The sequence below is a fragment of the Acinetobacter sp. UBA991 genome (assembly GCF_002292065.1).
Taxonomy (GTDB): domain Bacteria; phylum Pseudomonadota; class Gammaproteobacteria; order Pseudomonadales; family Moraxellaceae; genus Acinetobacter; species Acinetobacter higginsii.
The window spans coordinates 1-13,533 of the sequence record NZ_DBBF01000041.1; the positions used below are offsets into that span (position 1 = coordinate 1).

Below are 13,533 nucleotides of genomic sequence, written 5' to 3' on the forward strand. Positions count from 1 at the left end.
GTTCGATCAATCCATCAATCAGTTCAGCGGGTTGTCCTGCGGTGCCAAAACCACCAATCATGATGGTTGCGCCATCCTTGATCTGTGACAGTGCCTCAGTCAATGTGAGCGTACTTTTATCAATCATAAGGCCAACCTTTTATTCATGTTTTCAAATTTCTATACATACGAATTGCTGTATAAACGGGTATGCATAGAAATTTAAAAACTGTGAGCTAAGGTCTAGCTCACAGTAAATTTGTGGTGTTAAGCACCGACACGACGACGGTCGACTTCAGTGCTTGGTGCACCTGTTTTTTCTGCAACCAATTCAACATTAAAGGTAATGTATTTGAATGGCTTATTCACCCCACGACGAGCAAGTTCAGCTTCATCCGTCACATCAACAGCAGTAGCGACCAAGCCTTCACGTGTTGCAAATGCAAAGTCATCCCACAGATATTGATCGCCTTCGATATTGAACTGCGTGGTTAATTTGCGATAGCCTGGCGCAGAAACAAAATAATGTACATGAGAAGGGCGGTTACCGTGACGGCCGAGCAAGTTCAGCACTGCTTGAGTAGTCCCTTCAGGTGGGCAGCCATAACCCACAGGCATAGTGGTCTGCGCCACATAGTGACCATCAGCATCCGATAAAATGGTACGGCGTAAGTTAAAGTCAGATTGTGACTTATCAAAGAATGAATAGTTACCGAGGCTGTTGGCATGCCAAACTTCGACTTTAGCACCTTCGATAATATTACCTTCAGGATCAGTGACTGTACCTTCAATGAATAAGGTATCGACTTTGTCTGATTCAGAACCGTCATCCATACGGGCAAAACCAACAGATTCAGGCGCGCCAGCCACATACAATGGACCTTCGATGGTACGTGGAGTTCCACCTGTAATGCCTGCTTTGGCATCTGCTTCATCAGCACGTAAATCTAGATAATGCTCAAGACCTAAACCTGCCGCCAATAAGCCAAGTTCATTGGCTTGGCCTGCATCGGTAAAGTATTCTAGACCTTTCCATAGCTCACTTTGTGAGATGTCCAAATCTTCAATCGCCTGAAAAAGATCACCGAGCAGACGAACCACGATTTGTTGTACACGTGGATTGACTTTACCTGTCGCAGTATCCACATTCATTTTTTTAACCAGTGCATCGATTTCTTGACGGTTCATACATATTCTCCTGAAGTATGATAGTTTTTGGTGGCTCGCGGACTTGCTGTTTTGCTGCTTGCTTGGCTTGCCACATTCCTTGTTCAAATTCTGTTGCGATCCTGATGCCACGATGGGCTTTAGCTATCGTCTTCGCGGATGGCTGATGGGTGACGATTCATCGCCATCACTTCAATATTCATGTAGGGATACAATGGCAGCCCCTGTAAAATATTGTGCAGCTCTTCATTGCTTTCCACATCAAAGATACTGATATTTGAGTATTGTCCGGTAATGCGCCAGATATGACGCCATTTACCTTGACGCTGTAAATCTTGTGAATAGGCCTTTTCAACAGCTTTAATTTGATTGGCTTGTTCAACTGGCATATCGAGCGGGATATTTACATCCATTCGTACATGAAAAAGCATCGCAACTCCTTAAATTATTGACGACGTAAGTTGTCGATTTTGTCTTCGTCCAGTTCAATACCGAGACCAGGGCCAGTTGGAATTTTGAGTTCAAAATTGCCATATTGAAGCGGTGTTTTTAAAATTTCTTCCGTGAGTAACAGTGGACCAAACAGTTCCGTACCAGCGGCTAAATTGCTAAAAGTAGAGAAGGCATGTGCGGAAGCAATGGTGCCAACTGGACCTTCCAACATGGTACCACCGTAAAGATCGATCCCTGCCAGATTGGCAATTTTCCCGACTTCACAGGCTTCAATCAGACCACCTGATTGGGCAATTTTTACTGCAAACACTGAGGCGGCATTGCTTTTTGCCAGTTGATAAGCACTTTGCGGACCGGTTAAAGATTCATCTGCCATAATGGCAATATCGAATTTACGGGTCAAACGTTGCATAGCATCAATATTATGAATCGCACACGGTTGCTCAATCAGATCAACACCGCCATCCTGCAGCATTTGAATCCCTTTAATCGCATTCAACTCAGACCATGCACGGTTGACATCGACACGGATCGAAACTTCTGCACCCAATGCTTGTTTAATTGCCAGTACATGTTCAACATCCTGTTCAACTGGGCGCGAACCGATCTTGAGCTTGAATACATTGTGACGTTTTAACGCAACCATTTTTTCTGCTTCAGCAATGTCCTTTTCAGTATTGCCTGAGGCTAAAACCCAAAGTACAGGAACGCTATCACGTAGGCGCCCACCTAACATTTCACTGAGTGGTAGACCTAAACGTTGTGCCTGAATATCCAGTAGCGCCGTTTGAATAGCACATTTAGCAAAGCGGTTCCCATTGATACTGTGTTGAATGGCCTGTAATGTCTGAGCCACATTAAAACTGTCCAAAGTTTTTAACAATGGCGAAAAGTAATGCTCAATATTGGTTTTGACACTTTCAGGACTTTCATCTCCATAACCCAAGCCACCAATAGTCGTTGCTTCACCCCAACCAATCAAACCATCTGCTGTTGTCACTTTAATGAGGACTAAGGTTTGGGTTTGCATGGTTGCAACCGCCATCTTATGTGGGCGGATGGTTGGAATCTCGACAAGTAGGGTTTCTATGGATTTATACATCTTTGGTATTTCTTTCGTCCTAAGCTATTTACATACCCTAAATTAATGTAATATCTATAACTAGGCTGAATTTGGTATTTTTAGATACTTAAAAGGTATATTAAATGGAATTAAGACATCTTCGTTATTTCGTGACGGTGGTCGAGGAACAGAGCATTACCAAAGCCGCAGAAAAGTTATGCATTGCGCAACCACCATTAAGCCGTCAGATCCAAAAGCTGGAAGAGGAACTCGGTATCCTGTTATTTGAACGTGGTTCTCGACCTGTGAAAACCACAGAAGCGGGACAGTTCTTTTATCAGCATGCGGTGCAGATTTTGACCCATACTGCTCAAGCGGCTTCCATGGCAAAACGTATTAGCACGGTAAATAAGATTGTGCGTATTGGCTATGTCAGCTCATTACTTTATGCGTTATTACCGCAAGTGATTTATTTATTCCGTCAAAATCATCCTGATATTCAGGTGGAGTTGATTGAACATGGTACCAAGGATCAGATTGAAGCATTAAAGCTGGGTAAAATTGACTTAGGTTTTGGACGTTTAAGAATTAGTGATCCTGCAATTAAACGGATTTTATTGCGCAAAGAAAAACTTAAATTAGCCATTCATAAAAACCATCATTTAACCCGCTTTATCGATCAGGGGATTTATCTGTCCCAGATTATTGATGAACCTATTTTTTCTTATCCCGCGACCCAAAAACCGAATTTTTCCACCTTGATTCAATCGATTTTTACCGACTTGGGTTTGGTACCTAAAGATATGGTCGAGGTACGTGAAATTCATATGGCGCTTGGTTTGGTGTCATCAGGTGAGGGGATTTGCCTGATTCCAGAAAGTGCCAGTGACATTGGTATGAAGAATCTGGTGTATATCCCAATCTTAGATTTAGAAGCTTATACACCGATTTCATTGGCAGTGCGCAATATGGATCAGAGTCCGTATCTACCGCAGATTTTAGAATGCATTAAGCAAGTATTTGAAGAAGAAGGCATTCCGATCCAACTAGAGGGTGATTAAGCAGCTCTAGGCACCAAGTTTATTTATCAGCGGTCATCATGATCGCTTTTTTAATTGTGGTGAAAATGATCTAAAACTAGACTTAAAAGGTATAACTATATACTTCATTATCTATGGAAAATTACATTAATAATTCAAATAATAGAGTGTGTCCAATATTTGCTCAAATATATCTTTCTGAATTTATGTCAGTTTTAAAGGTATCGGCAAGTATGGTCTCAGTTGTGAGGACGGTCTTAACTCTCAGCGTGAATGAATAAGAATTTCAAATACTCAGGAAAGGATTTCCCATGTTAAAACCAGATACGCTGTATAAAGCACAGCGCGTAGCACTGTATACACTCTTTGGCTGTCTAAATATCAATGTGGCTTATGCAGATTTTTTTGAAGACAGTGAAAAAAGCATTTACCTGCGTAATTTTTATTTAGAACGGGATTTTGAAAATACCAATAAAGATTTGGGTAGTTGGTCTCAGGCGATGACAGGACGTTTTGAATCTGGTTATACCGATACACCAATCCAAGTCGGTTTGGATTTGGGGTTTCAATATGCATTGCGTTTAACAGATCGCTACGATGAACGTCTGGATACCGTATTTAAATACGATCAGCACGAAGGTCGGCAGGAGCGTGATTATTTAAAATTAGGCGCGACTTTAAAATTTAAATATCTCAATACTGAACTGAAAGTCGGTGAGCTTTTCCCCAAAACACCGGTACTGTTTATTGATGATTCTCGGCAATTGGTCACCACTTATGCGGGTGCAATGCTAGAAAGTAAAGATATCAAAAACTTAAAAGTCTCGGCAGGGCGTTTTACCCATGTGAATGCTCGAGATGATGATGAATATCGAAAATTTACCTTAGGCAACTCGACAGACCCAAACAAAAGAAGTGATGGGCTGAATTTTCTGGGTCTCGATTATAATTTTACCCCTCAGTTGACGGGTTCTTATTGGTTTGGGCAGCTCGAAGATATTTATCAACAACAATATTTGAGTGCGGCTTTTACGGAAACGGTCAACAAGAGCAAGCTTAAAGTGGACGCCCGCTATTTTAACTATAAAGAAGATGGGGATGCCTATTTTGGCGATATTGATGTCCAGTCAATCGGTCTGCAAGCCAGTGTGCAAAATGGACCACATACCATTTTGACAGGTCTGCAAAAGCATATGGGTGAGGACAATATTCCCTTGTTGAATGGTTATGTACCACAAGCTTATTTACAGAGTTGGTCTGCAATTGCTTTCTACAAAGCCAAAGAGTTCACTTGGCATGTTTTATATAGTTATGACTTTAAAGAACAAGGTATCCCTGGGCTAAAACTGACATTACGCTATTTAAATGGTAGTGAAATCTATCGTGAAGGGTTTAAGGATAATAAAGAAACCGAGAAAAATGTGATCGTCAATTACACCGTACCTGAAGGTAAACTAAAAGGCTTGGGCTTTGAATGGCGACATATCCGAGCTGATATTAAATATGGTGCAGGCAATAACCCCGGCACAGATTTTGTCGAAAATCGAATTATGACGACGTATACACATAAGTTTTAATTGTAGATTCAATACAAGAATTGAACAGCCCATCTCATTCAAATTCGTGAATAAGATGGGCTTATTTTTTTAATCATAATCACAAAAACCTGCAAACACTTAGCTCCACATTTTTCTAAAATTGGACGTTCTATTCGTTATTAAGACTGATTGATCACCTTACCTGATCTCATAAGCTTTTGTTGTTATTGATCACTTTAAAATATGGAGGAATATGGGGCGCTAATGTTATTATTGATAATAATTATCATTATTATTGTCATTTTTGTTTGTTTTGTGTATTATTCACGAAATTTTTAATAATGAATTAAGGTTCTTACGTGTTAGAACAAAATAACTCTCTCAAATCATCTCAATTTATTAGAACAACACTCTGCACTTCAGTTTTATTGGTGTTGTCATCTCCACACGTATTTGCACAGGATGGCGCAGATAAAGCCTCGACGCTGCCGACCATTGCGGTAACTGCAAGCAAGACCGATGTTGCCTATAAATCGGGCAATATGGATATTCCGCGAAGCGAAGACGATGTCCAAGCCTATACTATGATCGAGCGGGAAGAGATTGAGCGCTCAGGTACTACCACAGTCACCGAGTTGTTGTCTAAAGTATTGCCAATGGCAACCTCAACCAACAATTCCAGTTATTTCTCAGGCACATCAAGTCAAATTAATTTACGTGGACTTGGTGCCAGTCAAACTCTAGTGTTGATTAATGGCCGCCGTAGCGCAGGAACAGGCAGTCGTGGTACTTCTGAATCCACCGATCAACCCAATTTAAATAATATTCCTTTGGCTGCAATTGAACGGATTGAAGTATTACCGACATCAGCTGCTGCGATTTATGGCAGTGGGGCGATTGGTGGTGTCATCAATGTAATTTTGCGTAAAGACTATGTTGGCACCGAAGTGAATCTGCGCTATAGCGATACCGTGGATAATCAACAACCCGCCAAATCTTTTAATTTGGTTTCAGGTTTTTCTCTGGAAGATGGCCGTACCCATGTGATGTTGACGGCTTCCAAAAAAGATCAAGATAGTTTGTTAGCGAGCGAACGTGACTGGAAAAGTAAATCACGCCAAAATATTTTAAAAAATAATCCAAATAGTCTTATTGGGGACAAGGTCAACCCGCCTGCAGGCAATTTAACTAATATTCGTAGTAAAGATGGTTCTGAATTAGTGCCAGGATGGGGCTCATCTATGGCACATCTTCCAAAAGGTTGGAATGGCGATCTGAGCAAACTGGGTCAAGGCTATGCATTGGGTTTGTCAGATGGGGTGAGTGGCTGGTCAGGTAAAGAGGGATTACTTTACGATACCAAGACCGAAGCCTTTGGTCTTTCTTTAAATCGTGATTTTACTGATCGTCTGAATGTATTTCTTGAGGCGGGCTATGAAAAAGAAGAGGGTTGGTCATTTAATACATCACCGCACGGTTATAACGTGGTAACAGTGAGCAAAGATAGTCCGCATAATCCTTTTGGCAAGGATATTCTGGTGAATTATCCAATGCGTTTGGATAGCCTAGGTGGCTTTGCCAAGGACACCTTTGAAACCACCCAGAAGAAAGTTGCGACGGGCTTTACCTTTGACCTGACACCAGAATGGATACTCTCGGCAGATTATGCATGGAGTAAATCGGATATTCGTCAACGTTATACACGTCAAGGCAGCAAAAATCCGAAAGCCAGTGCATGGAACAAAGATACCACTAATAATGCAATTGATTTTTTGCAAGATTTCACCACTACACCAACCGACCTAATTTCAAAATACTGGAACTATCCAAAAAATAATACACAGCAGACCTTAAATGATTTCTCAATTCGAGCCACAGGTCCAATTGCAAAATGGTATGCAGGCGATATTCGATTGGCAACGGGGATTGAGCATCGCCGTTATGAAAGTGAAGGCTTTGCGGATCATCAACATGTCGACAATCCTTGGGTGAAGCCGACTGAACGTAAGAGCAATGCATCCAGTGTTTACACGGAATTTAACATTCCCCTGATTTCCCCTGAGCTGAATTTGCCTTTCGCCAAATTACTGGATGTGCAATTGGCTGCACGTTATGAGGATTTCAATGTCCAAGCCAAGATACCGCAATATGACAGTAAAATTGATCCTGCTACGGGCTACCGTTCCAAGTTCTTAAATTATAGCGATTCGGGTAAATCAAAATTTGATGCGATCACGCCAACAGTAGGTTTCCGCTTCGCACCGAATGACCAATTGATGTTCCGTGCGTCTTATAGTGAAGGCTTTGTTACACCATCAGTTTCTCAAATTTCTCAAGCGACTTCGACCCAAGTGACGGGTGCGACATTAACTGATCCAGCAACGGGAAAAATTATTAGCACCTATGAAAGCATTTCTGGGGGCAATCCAGATCTGACGCCAGAAAGTTCAAAAAGTATTAATGCTGGGATTGTGTTAACCCCAGAGGCGATTCCTGATTTACGCCTATCGATTGATTATTACAACATCAAAAAAACCAATAATATCAGTTCGATCAGTGCGCAATATATTTTAGACAATCAAAGCAAATATGGTAGCCGCATTCAACGCAATCAAGCTGGCGATGTGGTTTCAATTGATATCACGCCATTCAACGCTTTAAACCTTAAAACCAGTGGGATTGATACCAATTTAAATTATCGCTTCGATAGCGTGATTGGAGAAACCACCTTTAATTTGGGCTATACGCATGTTAATGAATATCGCCAACAACATAATTTGATTGACCCAGAGAAGAATTTTGTCAGTGTGGTGGGTGGTGCGGTATCCGATGCACCGCTAAAACATCGTGCCAATGCCTCTATTTATCTACAAGCCAATGACAATTGGGGCTTTGGTTGGGCAAGCCAATATTATGGTTCTTATGACATGGTTAATGCGACTGCGATTTTGAATCAAACGGGTCGTGCCGATCAAAAATTAAAAATCGAAGATCAAATCTACCATGACATTTTTGCCAAAGTGAAATTGCCGAGCAGTAAGTTGCTAAAACACAGCTCAAGCGAACTGAGTTTCGGTATTCAAAATTTATTTAATGATTACACGGTCGACATGTCTGGAACGCAATCATACCTCAGTAAATACAGTGATGTCCGTGGTCGCCAATATTATCTAAACCTTAAGTTTTCTTTCTAATCTTCCTGAAATGCAGGTGGCGATTATTTTGCATCATCGTCGCCTGACTAGGTGTCTTTTATGAATATTGAAGCGTCTGTGCCCTTGGCCACCGCCAAAAGGGTCACGAAAAAGAAGGTGGAACAATCATCATTGATTAAATATCGATTGATGATTTTTTCACGTTTTGTCTTGGCCATTTTTGGTGGTTATTACTTTGCTGCGATTGCTGCAATGTTAATGGGGGCTCTGTTTACAGCTGAACCTTCCAAAGCCAATGCCGTGTTTGGGGCGACCATGCTGGCATTTGTGATCCATTGTGCCGTGTTCATTTGGGTATTTCTGGTCAACTCGACCTTGAAAGTCTGGTTAGGCATTATTGTTCCCAGTGTATTGATGACGTTGATCTATTGGTTTTTAAAAGGGTAAAGTCATGCGTGTTGATGGTAAAAATGAAGGCCCTCGCCAATCCATGTCATGGTTACATACATGGACAAGCCTGCTCTTGGGATGGCTGCTTTACGCCGTTTTTCTGACGGGCACGCTCAGTTTTTTCCAAAATGAAATTACGGTGTGGATGAAACCTGAATTGCATCAGTCTGTGAATAATACTTCTCAACAGCAACAATTGGGTTATGCATTACAGTATTTGCAGCAAAACGGGCAGCCTGCCGAAAGCTGGAATATTCGTTTTGCCAATAAACGTCAACCTGCCATTATGCTGAATATCCGTAAGCCAGGTGAAGGTCGCCGTCGTGGTGGTGAAATCTATTTAGATGCTCAAACGGGCCAAGAGATTAAAGCGCGTGAAACTCGGGGTGGTGGTTTCTTGTATCGCTTCCATTTTGAACTTTATGGCATGCCACGTATTTGGGGGCGTTGGATTGTTGGTATCGCAACCTTATTCATGTTTGTCGCAATTATCAGCGGTATTATCACTCATAAAAAGATTTTCAAAGATTTCTTTACTTTCCGCCCAGCCAAAGGTCAGCGTTCATGGCTCGATGCTCATAATGCAACGGCTGTGTTTGCCTTACCTTTTCATATCATGATCACCTTTAGTGGTTTGCTGTTGTTAATGTTCATGTTTATGCCTTGGGCGATGAACAGCCATTATGGAAGTGGGCAAAATTTCTATCAAATGCTGAATGAACCTGTTGCCAAAACACCTGAGCAAGCACGTTTATTGGCAGAGCAAAAACAAAAAGAAGCAGCAGAGGAAGGGCATGGCAATCGAGGGGGTGGCCGTCGTAGTGAGGCCGAACAGGCACTGCCTGTACTTGCAGCAGCACCGATGGTGAATTTGCTGACATTGAGTCATTACGTTCAACAAGGTTGGAAAGATAACCCGATTGCTTCAATTCGAGTGAATAAGCCGAATACCGTTGAAGCTGATGTTGAATTTAATGCAACCCGTACTGCCACATTGCTTGATCGAGAAAGCATTCCTTCCATGAAGTTTAATGCGGTGACAGGACAACTGCTTGATGAAGCCAAACCTGTTAACTCGGCATCAAAAGCCATTTATACCTTGGTGACATGGTTGCATATGGCACGTGGTGTGGATTCAGTGTTGCGTTGGTTGTTATTTTTATCGGGCATATTAGGCACCATGATGGTGGCTTCTGGTCTGATCTTATGGGTGGTGAAACGGATTCCAGATGTACAGAAATTGGGTTATAAGCCTTTTGGTCATCGTCTGGTTGAAGTGCTGAATATTACCGCAATCACAGGTCTACCAATTGCCTGTGCAGCCTATTTCATTGCCAATCGGTTTATCCCCGCTCAATTGGCCGAACGTTCTCCACTAGAGATTAATGTGTTCTTTATCGCATGGCTTGTGTGTTTAATTCATGCGGCTATTCGGGCGCATCGTCCCGCATGGTTGGAGCAACTGGCTTTAGCCGCTGTACTGTTCCTGTTTATGCCAATCCTAAACTTCTTAACAGGTGGGCAGGCGCTGTGGATGAGTATCTATCATGGACAATGGATGATCGCCAGTTTTGATCTGGTGTGTATTATTTTAGGTCTGATTTTTATTTATTCTTATTACAAGTTAAAGCGTTACCAAGGCTTAGCTGTGAAGCAGAAAAAACAGCCTAAGGTTCAAGCTGGACAGGAGCAAGTATAATGGCAGCATTGATGTTGTGGTGTGTTGCTGTGGTGGCTTTATCAGCACTTGCCTGTGGGATGAGTAAGCATCAGCGCGATATTTTTAGTGCTCAGATTTCAGCGCAAAATAGTCGACAGTTTGAAATCGCAGGTTGGGTAATGCTACTTATTTCTGCATTGGTCATGATTTATTTTAAAGGTGCTTCAGTTGGTTTGTCTGAATGGTTGGGTTGTATCACCTTTGCTGCTTTGGCAGTGGGATTATTATTAACCTATCAACCTAAAAAACTGTTGCAAGCCAATGTGATTGTGACTGTTGTATTTGGGCTGCTGTTTATTGTGGCCTTGATTTAAGATTTGTTTGTATTGAAGTGACATAAAAAGAGGAAACGAAAGTTTCCTCTTTTTATTGGTGAATGAAACATAAGACTAGCTTAGCTTACCAGTCATATTTTAAACCCACACGGAAATTGGTTGGCGCACCATAATAACTATTGGTGGTCGCCAAATGATATTTCTCATTGAAAAGGTTATTCAAATTGAAATTCACCATAAGTTGATCATTCACTTTATAACGTGCCATCAAATCGATTAAAGCATAGCTGTCTTGCGTAAATCGCCCCGTTTTAGAGACTGAATTATTTTCATAAATTTCACTTTGCCAACGAACACCACCACCTACTGTAATTGCTTCATCCAGATAAGGCAGGGTATAGGTGCTAAACAGTTTGACTGTATTATTTGGAATACTGGTGTCTAGGTTTTTGCCCTTATTGTCTTGAGACAGATTACGCGTAAAACTTGTTGAAATCTGCCAGGCATCGGTGATTTTGCCTGTTGCTTCAAGTTCAAAACCACGGCTTTCAGTTCCCGATTCAGCTCTATAAGCTTGAGAACCATCAGGTGCTTTTGCGCCCGTGATGGCGACAGCTTTATTATCTTCCTTAACCTGATAAATGGCTGCACCAATATTTAATTGATTGTCGAAGAATTCACCTTTAATGCCCAATTCGGTACTGTTACCGATGATGGGTTCGATATAGCTGCCCGTTATGGTTTTCTTATCTTGAGGTGAGAAAATATTGGTATAGCTGGCATAACCTGTCCAATGTTCTGTGAAATCATAGGTTAGACCGATATAAGGAATGACCTTTCCTTTTTCTTCCTGTTTGGTGTGTTCTGTAGAATTATTTTCATTGTTATGTTCACCAGTGACACGTTCCCAGTCTTCAACACGTGTCCCCAAAATAACTGCCAGATCATCACTTGCTTTTAAACGTACTGCACCAAAAATGGATTTGCTACGATCATCACCACTGTACCAACCATCGATTTGAGTGGGTGGACGACTTGGCGTACGACCATCCCATGCAAAGATATTATCGAGCTTACCTTCCCATGACATGCCATTGTTCCATCCAGAGTAGGTTGGGCGTTTGTTTTTACTTTGTGTATAGGTTGTTCCCAAAACAACTTCATGAGTTTGACTAAATAAATCAAATGAACCATTCAAGGTTAAATTAAATAGATCTTGGGTTGGGCGATAATCCCAGCGAGTGGCGTACAGCATGGCACCACTACCTGTAGCTCTATCAATTCCTGTATTTGAAAAAGTGTAGCCAACAATTTCATCTGAATCAGTAATGGTACGTGACACCACGCCTTTTAACTTCCAACGGTCATTCAATTGATGTTCAATATCTGCAAAGAAAGCAGTTGTGGCACGGTCAGAACCTGTCCAGCTTGCTGCCGCTGAATCCGAGCGTGACCAATCAATTAGAGAACCATCGGTATAAAAACTTGGTAAACCACCACGTGCCACACCAGAAAGATTCATTTGTTGGTAGCTCACACCGAGACTACCTTTGGTTTTTGCACTGAGATCTGTTTCAACTACAGCATAGGCAACTTTGCGTTCTTCATTATAACGGTCAATATAAGAGTCTGAATTTTGGTAGGCAAATAGGGTACGACCACGAACACTGCCTGAAGCATTTAAAGGGCTGGATACATCAATATCGGTACGGTAATAATCCCAAGAACCTAAATCTGCACTGATAGAAGCTTTAAAATCTTGTAAAGGCTTTTTACGAACCATGTTAATACTGGCACTGGCTGTACCTGAGCCGGTCATCAAGCCATTGGCACCACGAACCACTTCAACACGATCAAAGAGCGCCATATCTTGACTCTGGAAAATAGCCTGATAGGAACTCATGAGTTTGACGCCATCTAGAAGATAGTTATCTACTTGTTGACCGCGCGCATAAATTGGCGAGTTATCACTACCGATGTTACCACCTTGTTTAATCGAAAGACCTGCTGCCTGACTAACTACATCGGTCAGTTGGGTCAGGTTTTGATCTTTCATTTGCTGATTGGTAATTACACTGACCAGTTGCGGTGTCTCTTTGAGGGTCAGAGCCAAACCCGTTGAGGCTGTTGTTGCCTTAGCTGTATATGACCCAGAGCCTTCTGTGGTGAGGTTTTGACCTTTATCCGCACTCAAGTGAATCGTCGCTAATTGAGCTAGGCCAGTTTCGCTACTTTGATTTATATTCGCCGCATTTGCCTTAGTATGAATCGCTTCTAATTTAACGACTTTAGGTTCAACCGCTGCTACAGTTGCTTTGGCTTGAATACTGTATCCCGCATTGGCAACTTTGATGGCTTCAAATGCATGCGGTTTAAGCAAAGTCTCTAAAGCAGTTTCTACTGAATAATTTCCTTTTAGTGAAGCACTTTTTATTTTAGAGAGTGTGGTCGAGTCATAGCTGATGGTGGTGCCTGTTTGAATCGCGAGCTGTTTAAGTGCTTGATCGAGTGTGGTTGAGCTAATCGAAATCTGATAAACAGTGGCAGCATAAGCAGAGGTTGTTGCAATGCTGGCAATACTGAGTGGTATGCCCCATAAGATTGCGCGTACAGCCAACGCCAAGGTAGTTTTCGCCTGATAATCCTTCATGTGGTCTTCTCGATTGGGAGTGTATTTCTCTATAAGTCGGACA

11 protein-coding genes are annotated in these 13,533 nt (G+C 41.8%); 6 read left to right on the forward strand and 5 right to left on the reverse strand.

What is annotated here, in order from left to right; genetic code table 11:
* The 4 genes from B2727_RS16600 to B2727_RS16615 all read right to left on the reverse strand — a co-directional run.
* Window positions 1–127 (reverse strand): CoA-transferase (locus tag B2727_RS16600; protein WP_291349578.1); only part of this gene is annotated, 127 nt, incomplete at its 3' end.
* Window positions 128–246: 119 nt separating this feature from the next.
* A complete protein-coding gene (gene catA / locus B2727_RS16605) occupies window positions 247–1,167 on the reverse strand; it encodes a catechol 1,2-dioxygenase (protein ID WP_033133181.1) in 921 nt (306 codons plus the stop codon).
* 119 nt (window positions 1,168–1,286) lie between these two features.
* The gene (catC, locus tag B2727_RS16610; RefSeq protein ID WP_005190515.1) at window positions 1,287–1,577 is read right to left on the reverse strand and encodes a muconolactone Delta-isomerase; all 291 of its coding nucleotides are present in this window, start codon (window positions 1,575–1,577) and stop codon (window positions 1,287–1,289) included.
* A gap of 14 nt (window positions 1,578–1,591) precedes the next feature.
* Window positions 1,592–2,701: a muconate/chloromuconate family cycloisomerase gene (locus B2727_RS16615; protein WP_033133180.1), complete on the reverse strand. Its 1,110-nt coding sequence runs from the start codon at window positions 2,699–2,701 to the stop codon at window positions 1,592–1,594.
* Window positions 2,702–2,805: 104 nt separating this feature from the next.
* Here B2727_RS16615 and catM point away from each other — a divergent pair, with 104 nt between their 5' ends.
* The 6 genes from catM (at window position 2,806) to B2727_RS16645 (ending at window position 10,879) form a co-directional block, all read left to right on the forward strand.
* Complete coding sequence (gene catM / locus B2727_RS16620) at window positions 2,806–3,723, forward strand: cis,cis-muconate-binding transcription regulator CatM (RefSeq protein ID WP_004654826.1); 918 nt, start codon at window positions 2,806–2,808, stop codon at window positions 3,721–3,723.
* A 290-nt stretch (window positions 3,724–4,013) separates the two neighbouring features.
* Window positions 4,014–5,279 (forward strand): OprD family outer membrane porin, encoded by a 1,266-nt coding sequence (locus B2727_RS16625; protein ID WP_033133179.1) that lies wholly within the window; start codon window positions 4,014–4,016, stop codon window positions 5,277–5,279.
* A 320-nt stretch (window positions 5,280–5,599) separates the two neighbouring features.
* The gene (locus B2727_RS16630; protein WP_033133178.1) at window positions 5,600–8,434 is read left to right on the forward strand and encodes a TonB-dependent receptor domain-containing protein; all 2,835 of its coding nucleotides are present in this window, start codon (window positions 5,600–5,602) and stop codon (window positions 8,432–8,434) included.
* 60 nt (window positions 8,435–8,494) lie between these two features.
* On the forward strand, window positions 8,495–8,842 hold the full coding sequence (locus tag B2727_RS16635) for a DUF3649 domain-containing protein (protein WP_033133177.1): 348 nt from the start codon (window positions 8,495–8,497) through the stop codon (window positions 8,840–8,842).
* Window positions 8,843–8,846: 4 nt separating this feature from the next.
* Window positions 8,847–10,544, forward strand: coding sequence for a PepSY-associated TM helix domain-containing protein (locus tag B2727_RS16640; protein WP_033133176.1), 1,698 nt, complete (start codon window positions 8,847–8,849; stop codon window positions 10,542–10,544).
* On the forward strand, window positions 10,544–10,879 hold the full coding sequence (locus tag B2727_RS16645) for a DUF3325 domain-containing protein (RefSeq protein ID WP_033133175.1): 336 nt from the start codon (window positions 10,544–10,546) through the stop codon (window positions 10,877–10,879). The genes B2727_RS16640 and B2727_RS16645 overlap by 1 nt, the downstream gene beginning before the upstream one ends.
* Window positions 10,880–10,964: 85 nt before the next feature.
* Here B2727_RS16645 and B2727_RS16650 read toward each other — a convergent pair whose 3' ends face one another.
* On the reverse strand, window positions 10,965–13,490 hold the full coding sequence (locus tag B2727_RS16650) for a TonB-dependent siderophore receptor (RefSeq protein ID WP_033133174.1): 2,526 nt from the start codon (window positions 13,488–13,490) through the stop codon (window positions 10,965–10,967).
* Window positions 13,491–13,533 lie beyond the last annotated feature (43 nt).